The 23,333-nt window shown below is 62.2% G+C and carries 18 protein-coding genes; 12 read left to right on the top strand and 6 right to left on the bottom strand.

Annotated elements, in window-relative coordinates; genetic code table 11:
• Positions 1-119 precede the first annotated feature (119 nt).
• On the top strand, positions 120-527 hold the full coding sequence (locus tag LUU92_RS01570; RefSeq protein ID WP_058426314.1) for a hypothetical protein: 408 nt from the start codon (positions 120-122) through the stop codon (positions 525-527).
• A gap of 53 nt (positions 528-580) precedes the next feature.
• Here LUU92_RS01570 and LUU92_RS01575 read toward each other — a convergent pair whose 3' ends face one another.
• Complete coding sequence (locus LUU92_RS01575; RefSeq protein ID WP_058426315.1) at positions 581-805, bottom strand: DUF2790 domain-containing protein; 225 nt, start codon at positions 803-805, stop codon at positions 581-583.
• A gap of 585 nt (positions 806-1,390) precedes the next feature.
• On the opposite strand from LUU92_RS01575, the gene bcsQ (LUU92_RS01580) reads away from it, so the two are divergent.
• The 10 genes from bcsQ (LUU92_RS01580) to bcsQ (LUU92_RS01625) all read left to right on the top strand — a co-directional run bounded on the left by bcsQ (LUU92_RS01580) (position 1,391) and on the right by bcsQ (LUU92_RS01625) (position 16,905).
• On the top strand, positions 1,391-2,425 hold the full coding sequence (gene bcsQ, locus LUU92_RS01580; RefSeq protein ID WP_371322031.1) for a cellulose biosynthesis protein BcsQ: 1,035 nt from the start codon (positions 1,391-1,393) through the stop codon (positions 2,423-2,425).
• The gene (bcsA, locus tag LUU92_RS01585) at positions 2,422-4,641 is read left to right on the top strand and encodes a UDP-forming cellulose synthase catalytic subunit (RefSeq protein WP_257103069.1); all 2,220 of its coding nucleotides are present in this window, start codon (positions 2,422-2,424) and stop codon (positions 4,639-4,641) included. The genes bcsQ (LUU92_RS01580) and bcsA overlap by 4 nt, the downstream gene beginning before the upstream one ends.
• Complete coding sequence (gene bcsB / locus LUU92_RS01590; RefSeq protein ID WP_257103070.1) at positions 4,638-6,905, top strand: cellulose biosynthesis cyclic di-GMP-binding regulatory protein BcsB; 2,268 nt, start codon at positions 4,638-4,640, stop codon at positions 6,903-6,905. The genes bcsA and bcsB overlap by 4 nt, the downstream gene beginning before the upstream one ends.
• Positions 6,902-8,098, top strand: a complete 1,197-nt coding sequence (gene bcsZ, locus LUU92_RS01595) for a cellulose synthase complex periplasmic endoglucanase BcsZ (protein ID WP_257103071.1) — start codon at positions 6,902-6,904, stop codon at positions 8,096-8,098. Before bcsB ends, bcsZ begins: the two co-directional genes overlap by 4 nt.
• Entirely contained in the window at positions 8,080-11,907 is a 3,828-nt protein-coding gene (locus LUU92_RS01600) for a cellulose biosynthesis protein BcsC (protein WP_257103072.1), read from the top strand. Before bcsZ ends, LUU92_RS01600 begins: the two co-directional genes overlap by 19 nt.
• A gap of 17 nt (positions 11,908-11,924) precedes the next feature.
• Complete coding sequence (locus LUU92_RS01605; protein WP_071492442.1) at positions 11,925-12,590, top strand: SGNH/GDSL hydrolase family protein; 666 nt, start codon at positions 11,925-11,927, stop codon at positions 12,588-12,590.
• Positions 12,590-13,255: a cell division protein FtsQ gene (locus tag LUU92_RS01610; protein ID WP_257103073.1), complete on the top strand. Its 666-nt coding sequence runs from the start codon at positions 12,590-12,592 to the stop codon at positions 13,253-13,255. Before LUU92_RS01605 ends, LUU92_RS01610 begins: the two co-directional genes overlap by 1 nt.
• A gap of 17 nt (positions 13,256-13,272) precedes the next feature.
• The gene (locus LUU92_RS01615; RefSeq protein WP_093121518.1) at positions 13,273-14,688 is read left to right on the top strand and encodes an MBOAT family O-acyltransferase; all 1,416 of its coding nucleotides are present in this window, start codon (positions 13,273-13,275) and stop codon (positions 14,686-14,688) included.
• 12 nt (positions 14,689-14,700) lie between these two features.
• The gene (locus LUU92_RS01620; RefSeq protein ID WP_071492439.1) at positions 14,701-15,825 is read left to right on the top strand and encodes an alginate O-acetyltransferase AlgX-related protein; all 1,125 of its coding nucleotides are present in this window, start codon (positions 14,701-14,703) and stop codon (positions 15,823-15,825) included.
• 177 nt (positions 15,826-16,002) lie between these two features.
• Entirely contained in the window at positions 16,003-16,905 is a 903-nt protein-coding gene (bcsQ, locus tag LUU92_RS01625; RefSeq protein WP_071492438.1) for a cellulose biosynthesis protein BcsQ, read from the top strand.
• Between the two features lie 241 nt (positions 16,906-17,146).
• Here bcsQ (LUU92_RS01625) and LUU92_RS01630 read toward each other — a convergent pair whose 3' ends face one another.
• The 5 genes from LUU92_RS01630 to LUU92_RS01650 form a co-directional block, all read right to left on the bottom strand.
• Entirely contained in the window at positions 17,147-18,334 is a 1,188-nt protein-coding gene (locus LUU92_RS01630; protein WP_257103074.1) for a methyltransferase, read from the bottom strand.
• Positions 18,315-19,004 (bottom strand): ABC transporter permease, encoded by a 690-nt coding sequence (locus tag LUU92_RS01635; RefSeq protein WP_071492538.1) that lies wholly within the window; start codon positions 19,002-19,004, stop codon positions 18,315-18,317. The genes LUU92_RS01630 and LUU92_RS01635 overlap by 20 nt, the downstream gene beginning before the upstream one ends.
• 38 nt (positions 19,005-19,042) lie before the next feature.
• The gene (locus tag LUU92_RS01640; protein WP_093121501.1) at positions 19,043-19,738 is read right to left on the bottom strand and encodes an ABC transporter permease; all 696 of its coding nucleotides are present in this window, start codon (positions 19,736-19,738) and stop codon (positions 19,043-19,045) included.
• Positions 19,739-19,812: 74 nt separating this feature from the next.
• Entirely contained in the window at positions 19,813-20,565 is a 753-nt protein-coding gene (locus LUU92_RS01645; protein ID WP_071492436.1) for an ABC transporter substrate-binding protein, read from the bottom strand.
• Positions 20,566-20,578: 13 nt separating this feature from the next.
• Positions 20,579-21,352, bottom strand: a complete 774-nt coding sequence (locus LUU92_RS01650; protein WP_012721734.1) for an ABC transporter ATP-binding protein — start codon at positions 21,350-21,352, stop codon at positions 20,579-20,581.
• A 554-nt stretch (positions 21,353-21,906) separates the two neighbouring features.
• On the opposite strand from LUU92_RS01650, the gene gabP reads away from it, so the two are divergent.
• A complete protein-coding gene (gabP, locus tag LUU92_RS01655; RefSeq protein WP_071492435.1) occupies positions 21,907-23,298 on the top strand; it encodes a GABA permease in 1,392 nt (463 codons plus the stop codon).
• Positions 23,299-23,333 lie beyond the last annotated feature (35 nt).

The raw sequence follows: 23,333 nt of genomic DNA on the forward strand, positions 1-23,333 counted from the left end.
CAGAACCTACGCTTTTTCCACGCTCGCCCCTTTTTCCAGCTGGCGAGTGTAGGATTTCTCCCTTGCCACCGTAGGGTCTACCCCGGCAAAAATCTTCTCCAAACTCAAGGAAGCCCCACGTGAAACGGACTCTCTCGCTGTCCCTCATCCTCCTCACTGCCGCGCTCGCTGCGTGTTCGTCCAACAAACCCGCCAACGACCCGGCGCTGGTGGGCACCTGGAAAGGTCTGCGCACCGAGACCGGTAAATGTCAGTTCCTGTCGTGGACCAACACCCTCAAGCCCGACGGTCGTTTTGTGATTACCTTCTACCGCGATGCACAGCAGACCAAGGTGATCCAGACCGAGCAGGGTTCGTGGTCGGCGGCCAATGGCAGGAATGAGTTGCGTACCGACGGCGTGCGTTCGCCGGATGTGTACACCTATAAGCTGCTGGACGCAGACACGGTGCATTACGTGAGTGTGGCGTCGGATCCGACCAGCGATTGCCAGGATGACTACGCGTTCACCGAGCGTCGTGTGCGCTAAGCCTTCAGAAACGCTCCGAAACCGGGCACTCAGGTGCCCGGTTCGCGCAAGCCTCAACTGCCTTCTGCGCAGTTATCTGCGAACTTCTTGTAGTCCAATACCTGTTGCTGCCCGTGGGAATCCAGGTAGGTCATGTGCGCATTCACGATCCCACACGCTCCGTTTGTGTCTTCGACAGTGGTCAGCACGCGCTGGATATCCAGCTTGGGCTGTACGTCGGCGTGGGCGTTGACGGCAAAAGCCAGCAGGCTGACGGCGATCAAGGTGTTCCAGTTCATGGTAGGTATCCTCCGGGTTCAACAAGTGGGTGTGGGCTTATTGAGCGCCCTGGAGGTATCTGCACTGTGTCATGCGGCGCGGGTTTTGCTTCGTTGTGTAGCGAGGCCGTGACTGCATACACAGCGATACACGGGCGGTGGCTTTATGGACCATTTGGATCGACCGCTCAGCCGGTTTTCCCTTGAATACAGGTGAGGTTTCCGTATTCTGTGCCGCGATATAAACCGTCAGTTTTATCGCGGTTCCTTGTAGGCAAATTTCCGAGACAATGTAGGGCAATTGAAAATCTGTTGAAGCGTATGTCAGTTTTGTGCCGTTTTTGTCCACTCGGCCAACTTTTTTTGCGAAATAATGATGCAAGTTCATGTTCTTACAACGAATGGCTTTTTTTGCACAAAATAGTCATAAAAATGGCGTTACGCCGTTCGTCGGATAAATTTGAACTAAAATCATCAAAATACTGACACCATCAATGTGATATCACAGAATGCGCCCGACACCACATAACTAGAAAAATACGAGGTCAGCTCATTGCTGGCCTTTTTATCGCCTTTTAAAGCGCAAATCAGGTGGGGGGGCAGTGAGTGAGTCGGGCAGATGATATTTCAAAGCTATTCAACAAGCTGGGTGCCAACCCGAGCGGCTATCGCGAAATCGACTTTGTCCATGAGTTCATCGAGGACGAAATAGAGGTCCTGGAAGCCCCCGCAGTCACTCCAGCCCCACCTGTGATCGAAGCTCCCTCGGCGCCGCTGCTGCGCTTGCTGGAGGAACTGAGCCAAGGTGAAGCCGACCACCTGCAGCCGCCCGAAGTGGTGGAAGGGCGGGACGGCCAGGTGTACTCCGAGCAATCCAGCCCTAAAGTCGTGGTGTTGGTCTCGGTCAAGGGTGGCGTTGGCCGCAGTACCCTGGCCGCCGCGATTGCCAGCGGTTTGCAGCGCCAGGGCCGCCCGGCGCTGGCCCTGGACCTGGACCCGCAAAACGCCCTGCGCCACCACCTGTGCCTGGGCCTGGACATGCCCGGCGTCGGCGCCACCAGCCTGCTCAACGAAAGCTGGGCCGCCCTGCCCGAGCGCGGTTTTGCCGGTTGCCGGCTGGTGGCATTCGGTGCCACTGACCACGAGCAACAGCACAGCCTCAATCGCTGGCTGGGCCAGGACAGCGAGTGGCTCAGCAAGCGATTGTCCGGCCTCAGGTTGAGCGGCCAGGACACCGTGATCATCGACGTCCCCGCCGGCAACACCGTCTACCTCAGCCAGGCCCTGTCGGTCGCCGACGCTGTGCTGGTGGTCGTACAGCCGGACGTGGCCTCGTTCAGCACACTCGACCAGATGGACAGCCTGCTGGCGCCGCACCTCAAGCGTGCCAAACCGCCAAAACGCTTCTACGTGATCAACCAGCTGGACGGTGCCCACCGCTTCAGCCTGGACATGGCCGAGGTGTTCAAGACCCGTCTGGGCGCTGCGTTGTTGGGGACTGTCCACCGTGACCCCGCGTTCAGCGAAGCCCAGGCCTACGGGCGTGACCCCCTCGACCCAACCGTCAACAGTATCGGCAGCCAGGACGTCCACGCCCTGTGCCGCACCTTGCTCGAACACATCGACTCGGACCTTCCATGACCGACACTACGTCCTCCACGCCCTTCGTCGAAGGGCGCGCCGAACAGCGCCTCAATGACGCCATCGCGCGCTTCAATCGGTGGCCTGCGGCGCTGCGTACGGTGCTGGTTGTCGCCAGTTGCGTGCTCGGCGCGCTGCTGTTGCTGGGCATTATCAGCGCGCCGCTCGATCTCTACAGCCAATGCCTGTTCGCCGGCGTGTGCTTCCTCGCGGTGCTGGTGCTGCGCAAGATCCCGGGGCGCCTGGCGATCCTCGCGCTGGTGGTGCTGTCGCTGGTGGCGTCGTTGCGCTACATGTTCTGGCGCCTCACCTCCACCCTCGGCTTTGAAACCTGGCTCGACATGTTCTTCGGCTACGGCCTGGTCGCGGCCGAGTTCTACGCCCTGGTCGTACTGATCTTCGGCTACGTGCAAACCGCCTGGCCGCTGCGCCGCACGCCGGTATGGCTCAAGACCGAGCCGGAGGAGTGGCCGACGGTCGACGTGTTCATCCCCACCTATAACGAAGCGCTGAGCATCGTAAAACTGACCATCTTCGCCGCCCAGGCGATGGACTGGCCCAAGGACAAGCTGCGCGTCCACGTGCTCGATGACGGTCGCCGCGACGACTTCCGCGACTTCTGCCGCAAGGTCGGGGTGAACTACATCCGCCGCGACAACAACTTCCACGCCAAGGCCGGTAACCTCAACGAAGCGTTGAAAGTCACCGACGGCGAATACATCGCGCTGTTCGACGCCGACCACGTGCCGACGCGTTCCTTCCTGCAAGTGAGCCTGGGCTGGTTCCTCAAGGACCCGAAGCTGGCGATGCTGCAAACGCCGCACTTCTTCTTTTCGCCGGACCCGTTCGAAAAGAACCTTGATACCTTCCGCGCCGTGCCCAACGAGGGTGAGCTGTTCTACGGCCTGGTGCAGGACGGCAACGATTTGTGGAACGCCACGTTCTTCTGCGGCTCCTGCGCCGTCATCCGCCGTGAGCCGCTGCTGGAAATCGGCGGCGTGGCCATCGAGACGGTGACCGAAGACGCCCACACCGCGCTCAAGCTCAACCGCCTGGGCTACAACACCGCTTACCTGGCTATCCCGCAGGCCGCGGGCCTGGCTACCGAAAGCCTGTCGCGCCATATCAACCAGCGGATTCGCTGGGCGCGAGGCATGGCGCAGATTTTCCGCACCGACAACCCGCTGCTGGGCAAGGGCCTGAAGTGGGGGCAGCGCATCTGCTATGCCAACGCCATGCTGCACTTCTTTTATGGGTTGCCGCGCCTGGTGTTCCTCACCGCGCCACTGGCCTACCTGATTTTCGGCGCCGAGATTTTCCACGCCTCGGCGCTGATGATCGTCGCCTACGTGCTGCCGCACCTGGTGCACTCCAGCCTGACCAACTCACGGATCCAGGGGCGTTTCCGTCACTCGTTCTGGAACGAGGTGTACGAGACCGTACTGGCCTGGTACATCCTGCCGCCGGTGCTGGTCGCGCTGGTCAACCCCAAGGCGGGTGGCTTCAACGTCACCGACAAGGGCGGCATCATCGACAAGCAGTTCTTCGACTGGAAACTCGCCCGCCCGTACCTGGTGTTGTTGGCGGTGAACCTGGTCGGCCTGGGCTTCGGTATCCACCAGTTGGTCTGGGGCGATGCGTCCACAGCCGTGACGGTGGTGATCAACCTGACCTGGACCCTCTACAACCTGATCATCACCAGTGCCGCCGTGGCCGTGGCCTCGGAAGCGCGTCAGGTACGTTCCGAGCCACGGGTCAGCGCCAAGCTGCCGGTGAGCATCATTTGTGCCGACGGCCGTGTGCTGGACGGCACTACCCAGGACTTCTCGCAAAACGGCTTCGGCCTGATGCTCAGCGATGGGCACTCGATCACCCGGGGCGAACGCGTGCAACTGGTGCTGTCGCGCAACGGCCAGGACAGCCTGTTCGATGCGCGCGTGGTGTTCAGCAAGGGCGCGCAGATCGGCGCCCAGTTCGAACCCCTCAGCCTGCGCCAGCAAAGCGAACTGGTACGCCTGACCTTCTCCCGTGCCGATACCTGGGCCGCGAGTTGGGGTGCCGGCCAGCCGGACACACCGTTGGCGGCCCTGCGCGAAGTCGGCGCCATCGGCATCGGCGGCCTGTTCACCCTCGGCCGCGCCACCCTGCACGAACTGCGTCTGGCCTTGAGCCGCACCCCCACAAAACCGCTAGATACGCTGATGGACAAGCCATGACCTCGAAGATATTCGCTCGCCCTCATCCGCGCCGTACACTCGCGCTGATGATCGCCTCGCTGATGGGCCTCAACACCCTGGCGCAAGCTGCCGAGCAAGCGGCTGCCACCGTGCCGGTACAAAGCACCGATAACGGCTACAGCCTGACGCTCAAGCAGTTGGGCCGTCGCGACACCATGAACCTGCAAGGTGTGGAGTCGTCCGACAGCGTCAACTTCGATATCCGTGCCGATGAAGTGGTGAAGGGCGCGCAACTGCTGCTCAAGTACAGCTACTCGCCGGCGCTGCTGGCGGACCTGTCGCAGATCAACGTGCTGGTCAACGGCGAAGTCGCCGCCAGCCTGGCGCTGCCCAAAGAAGGCGCGGGCACCCCGCAAGAGCAACTGGTGCAGATCCCGCCGAAGTTGATCACCGAGTTCAACCGCCTGAGCCTGCAGTTCATCGGCCACTACACCATGTCCTGCGAAGACCCGTTGCACAGCAGCCTGTGGGCCAAGATCAGCAACAGCAGCGAGCTGAAAGTGCAGGTCGAGCCGATCGTGCTCAAAGACGACCTGGCGGTGCTGCCGCTGCCGTTCTTCGACAAGCGCGACGCTCGCCAGGTGAGCCTGCCGTTCGTGTTTGCCACCGCGCCGGACAGCGCCGCACTGGAAGCCGCTGGCGCCTTGTCGTCGTGGATCGGCGGCCTCGCCAGCTACCGGGGCGCGACCTTCCCGACCACCCTCGGCGAGCTGCCGGCCAAAGGCAACGCCATCGTGCTGGTGCAAACCGCCGACGCGATGGACGTGCACGGTGTGGCCATCGCCAAGCCGACCGGCCCGACCCTGACCCTCATCGCCAACCCCAACGACGCCAACGGCAAGCTGCTGATCGTCACCGGGCGTGACGGCGAAGAGCTCAAGCGTGCCGCCAACGCGGTGGTGCTGGGCAACCCGGTGCTGGCCGGTAACAGCGTGGTCATCACCAAGCTCGACACCCTGGCACCGCGCCGCCCGTACGATGCGCCGAACTGGCTGCCAAGCAACCGCCCGGTACGCCTGGGCGAGCTGATCGAACAGCAGAAACTCAGCGTGTCGGGCTACAACCCGGGCGCCATCAGCGTCGACATGCGCCTGCCGCCGGACCTGTTCAACTGGCGTGAAGAGGGCGTGCCGCTCAAGGTCAAATACCGCTACACGCCGCAGCAAGTGTCAACCAACTCCTCCCTGTTGATCGGCCTGAATGACCAGTTCATGAAGTCCGTGGCGTTGCCGTCGGTGGCCAACCTGGGCGGCGGCCAGACCCTGCTCGACCAGTTGAAGAAAGACGAAAGCCTGCCGCGTGAAGTGACCACGCTGTTGCCGATCAGCTCGGCATCGCCCAAATCCAAGCTGCAGCTGCGCTTCATGTACGACTACATCAAGGAAGGCGAATGCCGCGACATCATCGTCGACAACATGCGCGGTTCCATCGACCCGGATTCGACCCTCGACGTCACCGGCTACCAGCACTACATTGCCATGCCTAACCTGGGCGTGTTCAACGACTCTGGCTTCCCGTTCACCCGTTTGGCCGACCTATCGGAATCCGCCGTGGTCATGCCCGACAACTACGGCACCGACGAGTTGACCGCCTACCTGACCGTGCTCGGTCGCTTCGGCGAAGCCACCGGCTACCCGGCCACCGCCGTCAAAGTGGTGCAGGCCAAGGACGTGCAGAGTGTTGCCGACAAAGACCTGCTGGTACTTGCCACCGCCGCCAACCAGCCGTTGCTCAAGCAGTGGCAGCAATACCTGCCGGCGACCAGTGATGGCGAGCAGCACCACTTCCTGCTGTCCGACCTGCCGCGTTATGTGCGCAGCTGGATCAGCCCCGACCCGGCGGCCAACCAGCATCCGGCCAACACCGGCATTACGTTCAAGGGCCTGAGCAACAGCACCTGGCTGGCCGGTTTCCAATCGCCGCTCAAATCGGGCCGCAGCGTGGTGCTGATCGCCAGCAACCAGCCGCAGGGCCTGCTGGAAGCCACCTCGGCGCTGATCGGCGGTGACGACTACAAAGACTCGATCCAGGGCAGCCTGGCCGTGGTGCAGGGCACAACCATCAGCTCGCTGGTCGGTGACGAGCAGTACTACGTCGGCAAGCTCAACTACTTCAAACTCATGCAGTGGCAACTGTCACAGAACCTGGGCTGGATGCTGTTGATCACCTTCCTCGGCCTGGCCGTGGTGACCAGCCTGGTCTACCTGTCGCTGCGCGCACGTGCAAAACGGCGGTTGGCATGAGCCTGCTCAAGTGTATGGCCCTGGCGACACTGGGCGCGATGATGTTCGCCGGCGGCGCCCAGGCGCAGACCTGTGACTGGCCGCTGTGGCAGAACTACGCCAAGCGCTTCGTGCAGGACGACGGCCGGGTGCTGAACTCGTCCATGAAGCCCACCGAGAGCAGTTCGGAAGGGCAGTCCTATGCGATGTTCTTCGCCCTGGTCGGCAACGATCGCGCGAGCTTCGACAAGCTGTGGACCTGGACCAAGGCCAACATGTCGGGCTCCGACATCGGCCAGAATCTGCCGGGTTGGTTGTGGGGTAAAAAAGCCGATAACACCTGGGGCGTGATCGACCAGAACTCCGCCAGCGACGCGGACTTGTGGATGGCCTACGCCTTGCTCGAAGCGGCCCGAGTGTGGAATGCACCGCAGTACCGCGCCGACGCACAGCTGTTGTTGGCCAACGTCGAACGCAACCTGATCGTGCGTGTGCCGGGCCTGGGCAAGATGCTGTTGCCGGGGCCTGTCGGCTATGTGCATCCGGGTGGCTTGTGGCGTTTCAACCCGAGCTACCAGGTGCTTGCGCAACTGCGTCGCTTCCAGAAAGAACGGCCGAACGGCGGCTGGAACGAAGTCGCCGAAAGCAATGCGCGGATGCTTGCCGACAGCGCCAGCAACCCCCATGGCCTTGCGGCCAACTGGGTCGGTTACCGCGCCACCAGCGCCAACACCGGGGTGTTCGTGGTCGATCCGTTCTCCGATGACCTGGGCAGCTACGATGCAATCCGCACGTATATGTGGGCCGGCATGACCGCCAAGGGCGATCCTTTGGCAGCGGCGATGCTCAAGTCGCTGGGGGGTATTTCCCGTGCGACGGCGGCGTCGGTCACCGGCTTCCCGCCGGAAAAAATCCACGTACTGACCGGCGAAGCCGAGAAAAACAACGGCTATACGCCGATGGGCTTCTCGGCCGCTACCTTGGCCTTCTTCCAGGCCCGCGGCGAAACCGCCCTGGTGCAATTGCAAAAAGCCAAGGTCGACGACGCGCTCAATAAAGCCCTGGCGCCCTCGGCGCCCGACAGTGCGCAGCCGATCTACTACGACTACATGCTCAGCCTGTTCGGCCAGGGCTTTGCCGATCAGAAGTACCGGTTTGAACAAGACGGTACGGTCAAACTTTCCTGGGAGGCAGCATGCGCCGTCACACGCTAGCCATTGCGATTCTCGCTGCCCTGGCTTCCACTGCCAGCCTCGCTGAAACCAGCGACCCACAGTCCTTGCTGATCGAGCAGGGCTACTACTGGCAGTCGAAAAAGAACCCCGAGCGCGCCCTGGAAACCTGGCAGAAACTCTTGAACCTGGCCCCGGAGCAACCGGACGCGTTGTACGGCATCGGTTTGATCCAGGTGCAGCAGAACCGCCCGGCCGAAGCCCGGAAGTACCTGGCCCGCTTGCAGGCGCTGAGCCCGGTGCCGCGCCAGGCGTTGCAACTGGAGCAGGACATCACCGTGGCGGTGCCGGACAACGCCAGGTTGCTGGAGCAGGCCCGCGAGTTGGGTGAACCCGAGGACGAGCGCGAAAAGGCCGTGGCCCTGTACCGCCAGATTTTCCAGGGTCGCCAGCCCCAAGGCCTGATCGCCCGTGAGTACTACAACACCCTGGGTTTCACCGCCAAGGGCACCAACGAAGCCATCGCCGGCTTGCAGCGTTTGTCCCGTGAGCGGCCGAACGACCCGATCGTTGCGCTGTTCCTGGCCAAGCACCTGGCGCGTAACCCCGCCACGCGGCCGGACGGCATCCGGGCGCTGGCCAAGCTGGCACCGAACAATGACGTGGGCGGCAACGCCGATGAAACCTGGCGCTTTGCGCTGATCTGGCTCGGCCCGCCGAAGCCGGACCAGGTGGCGTTGTTCCAGCAATTCCTGACCGCGCACCCGGATGACACCGAGATCCGCGCCATCATGGAAAAAGGCATCGCCCAAGGCAAAGGCGGTGGTGCCTGGCAGCGTGATCCGCAGATGACCAAGGCCTTCAAGGCCCTGGACGATGGCGACCTGAAAACCGCCGAGCCCCTGCTGGCAGCGCGCCTCGCGCAAAAATCCAACGACGTCGATGCCCTCGGCGGCATGGGCGTGTTGCGTCAGCAGCAGGAACGCTACGGCGAAGCGGAAAACTATCTGGTTCAAGCCACGCGCTTGCCCGGTGGTGCGGCCTGGCAGTCGGCCTTGAACGATGTGCGCTACTGGAACCTGATCAGCCAGAGCCGTGACGCTCAGCGCGCCGGTCGCAGCGCCCAGGCCCGCGACCTGGTGGCCCAGGCCGAGCGCCTGAACCCGGGCCAGCCCGGCGCGGCTGTTGCATTGGCGGGCTTCCAGGCCCAGGACAATCAGTTCGAGGAAGCCGAAGCCGGCTACCGCAAGGTGCTGGCCCGTCACCCTGGCGACCCGGATGCCTTGAGCGGCTTGATCAACGTGTTGTCCCAGTCGGGCCAGCCGGATGAGGCCTTGAAGCTCATCGACTCGGTGTCGCCGGCCCAGCGCGCCAAGTTCGCGCCGAGCGTGAAAATCAATGCGCTGCGGGCGACTCAGGTCGGCAAGCTGGCCGAGCAACGTGGCGATTTGAAAGGTGCGCAAGCCGCTTACCGCCAGGCGCTCGACGCTGACCCGGAAAACCCCTGGACGCGCTTTGCCCTGGCACGCATGTACCTGCGTGACGGCCAGATCCGCGCCGCCCGTGCCTTGATTGACGGCTTGCTCAAGACCCAACCCAACCAGCCGGACGCGCTGTACACCAGCACTCTGCTGTCGGCGGAATTGAGCGAATGGAAGCAGGCCGAAGCGACCTTGGGACGCATCCCCACGGCGCAGCGCACCGCCGACATGAACGAACTGGCGACCGATATCGCGCTGCACCAGCAGACCGACATCGCCATCGAGACCGCCCGCCGTGGCCAGCGCCCGGAAGCCCTGGCGTTGCTGGGACGTTCCGAACCGCTGACCCGCAAGAAACCCGAGCGCGTGGCCGTGCTGGCCGCCGCCTATGTGGAAGTGGGCGCTGCGCAGTACGGCCTGGACATGATGCAGAAGGTGGTGGAGAACAATCCCAACCCGACGGTCGACCAGAAGCTGCTGTACGCCAACGTGCTGCTCAAGGCCAACAAATACAGCGCGGCGGGTGAGATCCTGCGCGAAGTGCAAGGCCAGCCGCTGACCGAGACCGGGCGCCAGCGCTACGACGATTTGATCTACCTGTACCGGGTCAAGCAGGCCGACGCCCTGCGTGAGAAAAACGACCTGGTGGCCGCCTACGACATGCTGTCACCGGCCCTGGCCCAGCGCCCGAACGATGCCTTGGGTGTCGGCGCCCTGGCGCGCATGTATGCCGATAGCGGCAACGGCAAAAAGGCCATGGAGCTGTATGCGCCGTTGATCCAGCAGAACCCCGACAATGCACGGCTGCAACTGGGCCTGGCGAACATCGCCCTGAAAGGTCGCGACCGTGACCTGGCACAACGCGCCACTGACAAGGCGTTGGCGCTGGAGCCGGGTAACCCGGAGATCCTCACCTCGGCGGCTGGTGTCTACCAAGGCCTGGGCAAAAACAGCGAAGCCGCTGAACTGCTGCGCAAGGCCCTGGTGATCGAGAACGCGATGAAGGCCAGGACCCAGGTGGCCCAGGCCGGCACCGAAGCCAAGTCGTCGAACCCGTTCGTGGGCTTGCCCGGCCAGCGTCGCCAGGTCACCGACCTGACCATCGCCGGTGCGGTGCCACCACCGATCGATGCGCCGACCAACAGCGTGACCTCCAACGCATTTGCGAGTGCAACGTCCAACGACCTGAGCGATCCGTTTGTTCCGCCGTCGAAAATCGCCTCCATCGACAGCCCCGAGCTGAGCCCGGCGCGTCGTGCGCTGGACACCATCCTGCGCGACCGTACCGGTTATGTGGTGCAAGGCTTGAGCGCGCGCAGCAACAACGGCGAAAAAGGCTTGAGCAAACTCACCGATATCGAAGCGCCGTTTGAAGCGCGCATGCCGGTCGGCGATAACACTGTGGCGCTGCGAGTGACGCCGGTGCATTTGAGTGCCGGCAGTGTCAGCGATGACGCTGCATCACGCTTTGGCGGCGGCAAAGCCACCTCACCCCGCACCCAGAATGCGACCGGTGTGGGCTTGGCCGTGGCTTTCGAGAACCCGGATGAAGGCCTCAAGGTCGACGTCGGCGTCAGCCCACTGGGCTTCCTCTACAACACCATCGTCGGTGGGGTGAGCGTGTCGCGTCCGTTCGAGGCCAATTCGAATTTCCGTTATGGCGCGAATATCTCGCGGCGCCCGGTCACCGACAGCGTCACGTCTTTCGCCGGTTCCAAAGACGGTGATGGCTACACATGGGGCGGTGTGACCGCCAACGGCGGGCGGGGTGAGTTGAGCTACGACAACCAGAAGCTGGGCGTCTACGGTTACGGCTCCCTGCACCAACTGATGGGTAACCACGTTGACGACAACACCCGCATGGAGCTGGGCAGCGGCATCTACTGGTACCTGCGCAATAACCCGCAGGACACGCTGACCCTGGGTGTCAGTGCCTCGGCGCTGAGCTTCAAGGAGAACCAGGACTTCTACACCTATGGCAACGGCGGCTACTTCAGCCCGCAGCGTTTCTTCTCCTTGGGCGTGCCGATCCGGTGGGCGCAGAGCTTCGATCGCTTCAGCTACCAGGTAAAAAGTTCGGTGGGTGTGCAGTATATCGGCCAAGATAGCGCGGACTTTTTCCCGGGCCGCAAAGACCTGGGTACCCAGGAGTACAAAAGCTCGGATAAAACCGGCATCGGCTACAGCTTCAATGCCGCCGCCGAATATCGCCTCAGCTCGCGCTTCTACTTGGGTGGCGAGATCGGTGTCGACAACGCCCAGGACTACCGCCAGTACGCCGGTAATGCTTACCTGCGCTACTTGTTCGAAGACCTGAGCGGGCCGATGCCCTTGCCGGTCAGCCCTTACCGTTCCCCTTATTCCAACTGATTAAATCGGAGTCATTCATGCCTGTTTCTGCGATTGCCGGCCTGACCATGCTGGTATTGGGCGAAAGTCATATGAGCTTTCCCGATTCGTTGCTCAACCCGCTGCAAGACAACCTCACCCAGCAAGGCGCGGTGGTTCACTCCATCGGTGCGTGCGGTGCCGGCGCGGCGGATTGGGTGGTGCCGAAAAAAGTCGAGTGCGGCGGCGAGCGCATGCCCACCGGCAAGGCTGTGATCTATGGCAAGAACGCCATGAGCACCACGCCGATCAAAGACCTGATCGCCAAGGACAAGCCCGACGTGGTTGTGTTGATCATCGGCGACACCATGGGCTCCTACACCAACCCGGTGTTCCCCAAAGCCTGGGCTTGGAAAAGCGTGACCTCGCTGACCAAGGAAATCGCCGCCACCGGCACCAAGTGCGTGTGGGTCGGCCCGCCATGGGGCAAGGTCGGTTCGCAGTACAAGAAGGACGACACCCGCACCAAGCTGATGTCGTCGTTCCTGGCCAGCAACGTGGCGCCGTGCACTTACATCGACTCGCTGACCTTCTCCAAGCCGGGCGAGTGGATCACCACCGACGGCCAGCACTTCACCATCGACGGCTACCAGAAGTGGGCCAAGGCGATCGGGACAGCCTTGGGTAACCTGCCGCCATCGGCCTACGGTAAAGGAAGCAAATAATGAAGCGAATGACCCTGGGCCTGGCGACCTTGCTTGCCAGCGTCAGCGCCTACAGTGCCGACATCCCGCTGTATCCGACCGGCCCGGAGCAAGACGCAGCGTTCCTGCGTTTTGCCAACGGCAGCCCGGGCGAATTGAAGCTGGTGGCGGACGGTTCCAAGGCCAGCTTGGTCCTGAGCGGCGACACAGCCGTGTCGGCGTTCCTGCCGGTGGTCGGCGGCGACAAGCCGATCAAGGGCGTCTTGAGCAGCGGCGGCAAAAACGCGGATTTCTCGGTGAACGTCGCGCCGGGTGAGTTCGCCACAGTGGTCGCATTGGTCGACGCCAAGGGCGCCACGCGCCAGCTGGTGGTGCGCGAAGTGCCGGACGACTTCAATGCGCTCAAGGCCTCCCTGGCCTTCATCAACGCCGACGCCAGCTGCGCCGACGCCAGCCTGGAAGCCGTGGCGCAAAAGGCCGAGTTGTTCAAGAAGGTCGCTGAAGGTGCGGTGCAGCGGCGCATGATCAACCCGGTAGAACTGTCGGTGCAGCTCAAATGCGCCGGCGCGCCGGTCGGTCAGCCGCTGGCGTTCACGCTCAAGGCGGGCGAGCGCTACAGCGTATTGGCCGTTCCTTCAGATAAAGGCTCGAAGTTGCTGTTCGCCTCTGACGCACTCGCTAACTGATCGGGCCCGACACCACCATGGTCTTTGCCTCACTCGAATTCCTCACGCTGTTCCTGCCGGCCTTCCTGTTGATCTACGCGCTGGCTCGTCCGAGCTGGCGCAACGTCATCCTGCTGATCGGCAGCTGGCTGTTCTACGGCTGGTTGAGCCCGTTGTTCCTGTTCCTGCACATGGTGTTGACCGTGGTGGCATGGGTCGGCGGCTTGCTGGTGGACCGCTCCCGTGAGGACGGCAAAGGCCGGGTGCGCCTGTTGATCGCATTGATCGTATTCAACACGGCGGTGCTGTGTTGGTACAAGTACGCCAACATCGTCGCCGGCACGGTGAGCGAGGTGATCACCTGGTACGGCGCGATGCCGCTGGACTGGCAGCGTGTGGCCTTGCCGGCCGGCTTGTCGTTCATCGTATTGCAGGCGATTTCCTACCTGGTGGATGTGCACCGTCATACGGTGCCGGTGGAGCGCAGCTTCATCAACTACGCCACCTATATCTCGATGTTCGGGCACTCGATTGCCGGCCCGATCATCCGTTACGACTGGGTTCGCCGCGAGCTGAACCAGCGGTATTTCAACTGGGCGAATTTCTCCCTGGGCGCGCGGCGCTTCATGATCGGCATGGGCATGAAAGTGCTGGTGGCCGACACCCTGTCGCCGCTGGTGGACATCGCCTTCCACCTGGAACACCCCAGCCTGGTGGACGCCTGGATCGGTTGCCTGGCGTATTCGCTGCAACTGTTCTTCGACTTCGCCGGCTACAGCGCCATGGCCATCGGCCTGGGCCTGATGCTGGGCTTCCACTTCCCGGAAAACTTCAATCGGCCGTACCTGGCCAGCAGCATCCAGGATTTCTGGCGGCGCTGGCACTTGTCGTTGTCCAGCTGGTTGCGCGACTACCTGTACATCGCCCTGGGCGGGAACCGCGACGGCGTGTGGCGCACCTATCGCAACCTGTTCCTGACCATGGCGATTGCCGGGTTGTGGCACGGCGGCGACAGCTGGAACTACCTGTTGTGGGGTTCGGCCCATGGCGTGGCGCTGTGTGTCGACCGGGCCTGGTCGCGATCGAGCCTGCCGAGCCTTCCGCCGGTGTTGTCGCACGTCCTGACCTTGCTGTTTGTGTGCCTGGCCTGGACCTTGTTCCGTGCGCCGGACTTCCACTCGGCACTGACCATGTACGCCGGCCAGTTCGGCCTGCATGGCATGGCCTTGGGTGACGCGATGGCCGTGGCCATGCGCCCGGCCCATGGCATGGCCGCGCTGTTGGGCCTAGTCTGCATCATCGCGCCAATCTGGCAGGTGCGTTGTGAACAGCGCTTCGGCACCCAACCGTGGTTTGTGCTGGCGGCTTCGCTGTGGCCGGTGGCCGGGTTTGTGTTGTCGTTCGCGCTGATCGCCAGCCGTGACGCCGTACCGTTTCTGTACTTTCAGTTCTAAGGACGCCCGACCATGCCTGCTCCTACCGCGCCGACGCCTCCGAGTGAACTGGCCGTTCGCACCAGCCCCCTGGCGGCCTGGGTGCTGGTGCCCTTCCTGGCGGCGGGGCTGTTGTCATGCGCCTGGCTGATGGTGAAGGGACCGATCAGCTATGTGCCGGCCAAGGTCGACAGCGACATGCTGCTGCACGGCGACCTGACCCACCGTTTTGCCAAGGAACTGGCCAAGGCGCCGATGGCAATCCAGGCCGCCAACCTGGAGCGCGGCGGCAGCTGGCTGGCGTTCGGTGACACCGGGCCGCGGGTACGGCGAGGTTGCCCGGGCTGGCTGTTTATCAGTGATGAACTGCGCATCAACCGGCATGCCGAGGCCAATGCCCAGACCAAGGCCCAGGCGGTGATCGACCTGCAAAAACAACTGGGTCAAAAAGGCATCGACCTGCAAGTGGTGGTGGTGCCGGACAAGAGCCGCATCGCCGCTGCCGAACGCTGTGGCCTGTACCGCCCGGCGGTGCTCGACGGCCGCATTCAGGACTGGACCAAACGGCTGCAAGCTGCCGGCGTTTCCGCGCTGGACCTGACCGACACTTTGAAACCCCTGGGCGCCGAAGCCTACCTGCGTACCGATACCCACTGGAGCGAAATCGGTTCCAACGCCGGCGCACAGGCGCTCGCGCAGCGCATCCAGCAGCGGGGCATCAAGGCCACGCCGGAGCAGACGTTCGATATCACCCAGGCGCCGCTCGCCGTACGCCCGGGAGACCTGGTGCGCCTGGCCGGTCTGGATTGGTTGCCGCCCACGTTGCAGCCGCCGGGGGAGTGGGTCGCGGCCAGCAGCGCCCATGAAACCGGCGGCGCGACCAGCAATGCCGACGACCTGTTTGGCGACGCTGGCCTGCCCAATGTGGCGCTGATCGGCACCTCGTTTTCGCGCAACTCCAACTTCGTCGGCTTCCTGCAAAAAGCCCTGAATGCGCCGGTCGGCAATTTCAGCAAGGACGGGGGCGAGTTCTCGGGGGCGGCCAAGGCCTATTTCGAAAGCCCGGCCTTCAAGCAAACACCGCCCAAGTTATTGATTTGGGAGATTCCGGAGCGGGACCTGCAAACGCCCTACGATGCGATCACGGTTGGTCAGTAATTTGACGATTTGCCGTTTGTCTAAAAAATAGACAGCTTCCTCATCAAAATAATGACACTTTTGCGTGCCTGAAGCAGACTGGCTTGCACTAGGGCGACCACAAAAAGACCTGCGGTAAGCAGTCGTATCAGCTGACCTTTTCACGTCTTTGGGCTTCGCCGTGATGAGGGGTCAGCTATGAGCATTACCAATGGTCTTTTAGCCTTGCTCGGCAAGGACATCTGCCAGGATGAGCGCGGCAGGGAGGCGCGGATGCATTTCTTCGGCAGTATTCCCCGCGCGGATGATGGTGCCGTCAGCCAGGACGCAGACACCGTGCCCCTCAAGCCAAAAGTGGTGGCGCTGGTGTCGATCAATGGCGGCGTCGGCCGCAGTACCCTGGCCACTGCCTTGAGCAGTGGTCTGCAGCGTCAGGGCGAGTCCGTCGTGGCCCTGGACCTGGACCCGCAGAACGCCTTGCATCTTCACTTCGGCGTGAGTCCGGCGTTGCCGGGCATCGGGCGTACCAGCCTGGAACATGGGCCATGGAACCCGCTTCAACAGCTCAGCTTCGCCGGCTGCCAGGTAATCCCCTTTGGCGAAATCGACATCCCACAGCAGGAAAGCCTGGAGCGCTGGCTCAAGCAGGAGCCGCGCTGGCTGGCTCAACACCTGGCAGCCCTCGACTTGAGTGCGCGACAGACAGTGATCATCGACACACCTGCCGGTAACAACATCTACTTCCATCAAGCGCTGAGTGTCGCCGATGTGGTGCTGGTCATTGTGCAGGCAGACGCTGCATGCCTGGGCACCCTCGACCATCTGGATGCACTGCTTGCCCCGCACCTTGAAAGTGAACACGCGCCTCGCGTGCACGTGGTTATCAACCAAGTGGATGAAAGGAATGCTTTCTGCCTGGACATGATCGAGGCCTTTACCCAGAGGCTGGGGAAAGAGGCGCTGCAGGTGCATCGCGACATGCGGATCCATGAAGCGCTGGCTTTTGGTGACGACCCGGTGGAGAGCGCAGAGAAGGGCCTGGCGGGTGACGATATCAACGATCTTTGCCAACTGCTGAAGGCGCCAAACACCCGAGCATAAAGCGCTGGTTATACGCTTGACCCCAGATGCTTATGCACAATCGGTTGGATGCACCTGTCACCCAACAGCCATTTTGTGGAGCGTTTCTCATCACGCTGCAACTGCCTGTTTTGCGTGCATTTTATTTTGTGAACAAAAAATGACCAGTACGGCTTTTGGCCTGTAGCGCAGATGCCTACAGGCTCCGTAAAGAATCCATCAACAGAGTTATCCACAGGCTGCACTGCGACAATTTTGCCCTCTAATCGCGCTCGGCAAGCACCATCAAGTTGCGCGGCGTCAGTGCAGGATCGCAGAAGGTGCCTACGTCGACCTTGTAGCCGTTCTCACCGAGAAACAACGCCCGATCCAGCACCAGCCAAACCTCAAGCGGGCGCCGAAACAGACCACGCACCAATTCCAGGTTTCTCACCTCAGCCAGGCGGCGCCAGCCGTGGGCCTCCAGCGCCGCCCAATCCTGTTCACCTGTGGATAACCCTTTGAGGTTCGCCAGCTCCCGGCAGTAATCGGCGAAGGACTTGTCCAGCCAACGGGCAGGCAGGGACGGTGTGGGCAGGTATTCGTCGAGGCCGCGCAGTTCGCGTTGCAGTTGGTCGAAACCCAGGCGCCGTGCCATGGACGTATCGCGTTGCAAGCGCACGCGTTTGCCAGCGGTGACGGTTTCGCTCAGCGGCAGGCCGAGGTCATCGATGGACAGTTGCAGGGTTGAAGCACGGCCTGCGTTGGACAGTGGCTGGTAGGTGTCGGCAGTGATGCGGTTGTAGCAGCATGGCGCCAGCGCCAGCTGCTTGCAGCCGACCGCGCTGGCCAGTTGCAGCAGGCGCACATGCAGGTCGCCACAGGCGTGCAGGGCGACGGGGGTGTGTTCGGCGTGGATCGCCACATCGGCCATCACGTCTTGCAGGCGATGGGTGGCGGGCAGGCCATGGTGATCGCTCAAGGCCTGACCTGCCGCGATCAGTGCCGGGTCGTATTCCAGGCAGGTCAGGGCCTGATCGGCTTGCAACAGCCGGCGACCCAGGTGGCCCTTGCCTGAACACCAGTCCAGCCAGTGGGTGGGGGCTTGCGCAAACTGCAGCGTACTGCCGAAGGCTTCAATCTGTTCCCACTTGCGACCTGGAACATCGACATTCAGGCGATGGCGGGCGGGAGCCAGGGGCTGCGTCGGTAACTTATCCACAGCACTGAGCGCGCGAGCTTGCGCGGCGAGCTGCGCAAAAGGCGCCGGTGCCGGCAGGTCATGGGGGTGGTTGTGACAGGTTTCGGCATCGTCCAGCGAGCGTTGCCGCAGCCACTGGGCGAGTTCGGGGTGCTGGGTTTCCCAGGGCAAGTGCAGATGAGTAAAGGGCCGTGGTTTCCACAGCCCTTGGTGCTCGATCAGGAACGCATCCAGCGCCTGGAAGCGTGCCTCAACGTCCTTGGCAGGCATCGACGCGCAGCCAGCGTTCCAGCAGTTTGAAGGCGCGTACCAGCACGTAGGCCATCAACAGGTAGAACAGGCCCGCAGCGAAGAAAATCTCTACCGGCAAGTAGGTACGGGCAATGATGGTCCGTGCCATGCCGGTCAATTCCAGCAGGGTAACGGTACTGGCCAGGGCGCTGGCCTTGAGCATCAGGATCACTTCGTTGCTGTACGCCGGCAGGCCGATGCGCGAGGCACGCGGCAGGATGATGTAGAACAGCGTCTTCGGCCTGGACATGCCCAGGGCTCGCGCCGCTTCGATCTCGCCGGGCGGGATGGCCTGGATGGCGCCGCGCAGGATCTCGGCGATGTAGGCGGCGGTGTGCAGGGTCATGGTGGCGGTGGCGCACCAGAAGGGATCACGCAGGTAGGGCCACATGAAGCTCGCGCGCACTGAATCGAACTGCGCCAGGCCGTAGTACACCAGGAACAACTGCACCAGAAGCGGCGTGCCACGAAAGAAGAAAATATAGGCGTAGGGCAGGGCGCTGACGTACCAGCGGCGCGAGGAACGGGCGATGCCCAGCGGGATCGCCAGCAACAGGCCGGCGATCACCGCAATGGCCACCAGCTCCAGGGTCATGATGGCGCCCTGGGCCAACTTGGGCAGCCACTTGATGATCACGGCCCAGTTCAGGCCCAGGTCGAAATGCGCCAGCCAGCTGTAGTCGCCGCTCATTGGGTGCTCCTTGCAAAGCCGCGGGCGGCGCGTTTTTCCAGGAAGTGCATGCCGGTCATGGCCAGCACGGTGAGGGCCAGGTACATGAAGGCGGCGACCATGAAGAAGGTGAAGGGCTGCTTGGTGACAGTCACGCCGATCTGCGCATGGCGCATGATTTCTTCCAGGCCGATCACCGATACGAGGGCGGTGTCCTTCATCAGGATCATGAACAGGTTGCCAAGGCCCGGCAGGGCGATGCGCCACATCTGCGGCATGATCAGCCGGGTGAAGATCCGGAACTTGGACAGCCCCAAGGCTACACCCGCTTCACGGTGGCCCTTGGGAATGGCGAGGATCGCGCCACGGAACACTTCGGTCGCGTAGGCGCCAAAGCACAGGCCCAGGGCAATGACCCCGGCGGCGAAGGCACTCAGGGAAAGGTCGGGGTTGCCGAAGAACTCACCGAGGGCACGCATCAGGTTGACCGTGCCGAAGTAAATCAGCAGCACCCACAGCAATTCGGGAATGCCACGCACGATGGTCGAATACGCACCGCCCACCCATTGCAGCGGCTTGTACGGCGAAGTCTTGGCCAAGGCCCCGGCAAGGCCGAGCACCAACCCCAGGCACAGGGCTGTGAGCGCCAGTTTGACGGTCATCAGCGCGCCGGCGGCAAGCGCCGGGCCGAATCCGTAGAGATCGAAATTCATGGTGTTTTCATATCGCGGCAGGCATTGCAAAAAGCCGACGCGCTCAGGTGAGCGCGTCGGGCATACCGTTCAGATCATTCGATGCTGAAAGGGAAGTACTTGTCGTTGATCTTCTTGTAGGTGCCGTCTGCCTTGATCTCTGCCAGGGCTTTGTTCAGGCGCTCGCGCAGTGGGTCGCCCTTGCGTACGGCGATACCGATCTTGTCGCTTTCTACAACCGGGTCGCCCTTGAACTCGTAGGCCGAACCGTCTTTGCTCTTGAGCCATTCGTACTGCACGTACTTGTCGGCGAGGATGCCATCCAGGCGACCGGAGGTCAGGTCGAGGTAGGCGTTTTCCTGGGTGTCGTACAGCTTGGCTTCGGTTTCAGGCAGCTTGTCTTCCAGGTAGGTCCCGGCCAGCGTCGCGCGTTGTGCACCGATGACCTTGCCTTTCAGGTACGCCGCGTCAGTCTTGAAGTCGGCGGTGGCTTTAGGCGCGATGAATTGCAGCTTGTTGGAGTAGTACGGGTCGGTGAAGTCGACGGCCTGCTTGCGCTCGTCGGTGATCGACAGCGAGGACACCAGGAAGTCGAACTTCTTGGCGTTCAGGGCCGGGATGATGCCGTCCCAGTCGGACACATACACTTCGCACTTCTCGACTTTCATCTTGGCGCACAGGGCGTCGCCGATGTCTTTGTCGAAGCCGACCACGTTGCCGCTCGCGTCTTTGTTGTTGAACGGCGGGTAGGCCGCTTCAATCCCCATTTTCAAGGTTTCTGCCATGGCCGTGGCGCTGAACGCCATCGAGACGGCCGCGGCCAGAAGGAATTTTTTATAGTTCTGCATGCATGTTGCTCCGTTAGCGGTTGCTGGACATGAATTGTTTGCAGCGCGCCGAAAGCGGGTTTTCAAACACCTGCTGTGGCGATCCTTGCTCTTCGACCAGGCCCTGGTGGAGGAACACCACTTCACTGGACACCTGACGGGCGAAGCCCATTTCATGGGTGACCAGCAGCATGGTGCGGCCTTCTTCGGCCAGCGCGCGGATCACATTAAGTACTTCCTGAACCATTTCCGGGTCAAGCGCGGAAGTGGGCTCGTCGAACAGGATGACCTTGGGCTGCATCGCCAGGGTGCGCGCGATGGCGGCCCGTTGTTGCTGGCCGCCGGACAATTGCGCGGGGTAGGCGTGGCGCTTGTCGGCAATGCCGACCTTGTCCAGCAGCGCTTCGGCGACTTCGATGGCTTCGGCCTTGCTTTGGCCGAGCACGCGGCGCGGGGCCTCGATGATGTTGTCGAGGATGCTCATGTGCGGCCACAGGTTAAAGTTTTGAAACACAAAACCGATTTCGCTGCGCAGGCGGTTGATCTGCTTGCCGTCGGCGGCCATCAGTTCGCCGTTTTTCGCGGCCTTGAGCTTGAGTTCTTCGCCGGCCACCAGGATCTGGCCCTGGTGCGGGTTTTCCAGCAGGTTGATGCAGCGCAGGAAGGTGGACTTGCCGGAACCGGAGGAACCCAGGATCGAGATCACATCGCCGTCGCGAGCGGTCAGCGAGATACCTTTGAGTACCTCCAGCTCACCATAGCGTTTATGCAAGTTGCGGATTTCAAGCGCGGGCGTGGCCTCGGCCATGTGGGGTCCTCATTGTGTTCGTTGCAATCCTGCTGTTGGGCCGCCTTCCTGGCGAGGCGCCAAGCTAGCATAGCGTCCTGATGGCAGCCAACAGCGCGGCCGACGGTAAACCGATGGTGTGCGGCGGGGTGTCGCATCGGCACAGCAGCGTGTCGCGCCATCAACAACCGAACAACCGTTTGAACCCGGAAAACCGCAGGCTTTGCGTAAAAAAGGGCGCGATGGTGCCAGCTTTGGCCGGGTGTTGGAAGGGTTAACCGGGCAAACGGTGCTTATCAGCCCTTTTATGGAGCGTCACGTACTTTTTGTGTGTGTTTATGGTGCGTTTATTCGTCTTGAATGTGAGTCGCACGGTAACGCTATAGCGGAATGCCATTGTTCTCAATGACTTGCGGTGGTTGTTGAATCGTCCTACAGCCCGCGTCAATCGTGGCTCTGTAACATTTTGGCGCAAATCTTGCGTAAAAAATAAAGAACGCCCTGTTGGTTTCTTTTCACGAGAAAGATCCCGGGCCGGGTGGACCGTTTTCGCAATTCCTCGCAAAGGTGTGTCAATGAGTAGTACGCAAAGCTCCAATGACCTCGAACAGGGGCTCAAACCGCGTCACGTCACCATGCTGTCGATTGCCGGCGTCATCGGTGCCGGTCTGTTTGTAGGCTCCGGCCACGCGATTGCTGCCGCCGGCCCGGCCGTACTGCTGGCGTATGCCGCAGCGGGCACGCTGGTGGTATTGGTGATGCGCATGCTGGCCGAAATGGCCGTGGCGTCGCCGGACACCGGTTCGTTCTCCACTTATGCCGACCGTGCGATTGGCCATTGGGCCGGCTTTACCATCGGCTGGTTGTACTGGTGGTTCTGGGTCTTGGTGATTCCGTTGGAAGCCAACGCCGCCGCGACCATCCTGCATGCCTGGTTCCCGGATGTGGCTATCTGGGCCTTTACCCTGATCATCACCCTGCTGCTGACGGCGACCAACCTGTTCAGCGTGAAGAACTACGGCGAGTTCGAGTTCTGGTTCGCGTTGATCAAGGTCGTGGCGATCGTAGGCTTTGTGATCCTTGGCCTGGCCGCGATTTTCGGTTTCCTGCCGACCAGCCAGGTCAGCGGTGTTTCCCATCTGTTCGATACCCAGGGCTTTATGCCAAACGGCATGGGCGCCGTACTGGCTGCGATCCTGACCACCATGTTCTCGTTCATGGGTACCGAGATCGTCACCATCGCCGCCGCTGAATCGAAGAACCCAGGCCAGCAAATCACCAAGGCCACCAACTCGGTGATCTGGCGGATTGGTTTGTTCTACCTGCTGTCGATCTTCATCGTGGTGTCCCTGGTGCCTTGGAACGATCCGACCCTGGCGGCCGTGGGTTCCTACCAGACCGTGCTGGAACGCATGGGTATCCCGAATGCCAAGCTGATCGTCGACCTGGTGGTACTGGTGGCCGTGACCAGTTGCTTGAACTCGGCGCTGTATACCGCTTCGCGCATGCTGTTCTCCCTGGGCCGTCGCGGTGATGCACCGGCCGTGGCCAAGCGTACCAACAAGAGCGGCACGCCCTACTGGGCGGTGTTGTTGTCCACCGGTGCGGCGTTCCTGGCGGTCTTCGCCAACTACGTGGCCCCGGCGGCGGTGTTCGAGTTCCTGCTGGCCAGCTCCGGCGCCATCGCGCTGCTGGTGTACCTGGTGATCGCAGTATCGCAACTGCGCATGCGCCAGAAGCGCACGGCGGCGGGCGAGAAGATTGTCTTCAAGATGTGGCTGTTCCCTGGCCTGACCTACGCGGTGATGGTGTTCATCGTGGGGACGTTGACCATCATGCTGTTCCAGGAAGCGCATCGGGTCGAGATCATTGCGACCGGTGTGCTGAGCTTGCTGGTAGTGGCGGCGGGCCTGCTGGTGGCGAGTCGCCGCAAGGCGCAGCGAGTGGGGGCTGCGGTACTTAACTGACCCAATGTGGGAGGGGCAAGCCCCTCCCACTTTGT

This window comes from Pseudomonas extremorientalis, assembly GCF_024584605.1.
GTDB classification, from domain to species: Bacteria; Pseudomonadota; Gammaproteobacteria; order Pseudomonadales; family Pseudomonadaceae; genus Aquipseudomonas; species Aquipseudomonas extremorientalis.

Bases quoted from the DNA above. Each gene is read 5' to 3' on its own strand.
- LUU92_RS01645 (WP_071492436.1), bottom strand. From the start codon at position 20,565: ATGCAGAACTATAAAAAATTCCTTCTGGCCGCGGCCGTCTCGATGGCG.
- gabP (WP_071492435.1), top strand. From the start codon at position 21,907: ATGAGTAGTACGCAAAGCTCCAATGACCTCGAACAGGGGCTCAAACCG.
- LUU92_RS01605 (WP_071492442.1), top strand. From the start codon at position 11,925: ATGCCTGTTTCTGCGATTGCCGGCCTGACCATGCTGGTATTGGGCGAA.
- LUU92_RS01600 (WP_257103072.1), top strand. From the start codon at position 8,080: ATGCGCCGTCACACGCTAGCCATTGCGATTCTCGCTGCCCTGGCTTCC.
- bcsQ (WP_071492438.1), top strand. From the start codon at position 16,003: ATGAGCATTACCAATGGTCTTTTAGCCTTGCTCGGCAAGGACATCTGC.
- bcsB (WP_257103070.1), top strand. From the start codon at position 4,638: ATGACCTCGAAGATATTCGCTCGCCCTCATCCGCGCCGTACACTCGCG.
- LUU92_RS01620 (WP_071492439.1), top strand. From the start codon at position 14,701: ATGCCTGCTCCTACCGCGCCGACGCCTCCGAGTGAACTGGCCGTTCGC.
- bcsZ (WP_257103071.1), top strand. From the start codon at position 6,902: ATGAGCCTGCTCAAGTGTATGGCCCTGGCGACACTGGGCGCGATGATG.
- LUU92_RS01610 (WP_257103073.1), top strand. From the start codon at position 12,590: ATGAAGCGAATGACCCTGGGCCTGGCGACCTTGCTTGCCAGCGTCAGC.
- LUU92_RS01615 (WP_093121518.1), top strand. From the start codon at position 13,273: ATGGTCTTTGCCTCACTCGAATTCCTCACGCTGTTCCTGCCGGCCTTC.
- LUU92_RS01640 (WP_093121501.1), bottom strand. From the start codon at position 19,738: ATGAATTTCGATCTCTACGGATTCGGCCCGGCGCTTGCCGCCGGCGCG.
- bcsA (WP_257103069.1), top strand. From the start codon at position 2,422: ATGACCGACACTACGTCCTCCACGCCCTTCGTCGAAGGGCGCGCCGAA.
- LUU92_RS01630 (WP_257103074.1), bottom strand. From the start codon at position 18,334: ATGCCTGCCAAGGACGTTGAGGCACGCTTCCAGGCGCTGGATGCGTTC.
- LUU92_RS01650 (WP_012721734.1), bottom strand. From the start codon at position 21,352: ATGGCCGAGGCCACGCCCGCGCTTGAAATCCGCAACTTGCATAAACGC.
- LUU92_RS01575 (WP_058426315.1), bottom strand. From the start codon at position 805: ATGAACTGGAACACCTTGATCGCCGTCAGCCTGCTGGCTTTTGCCGTC.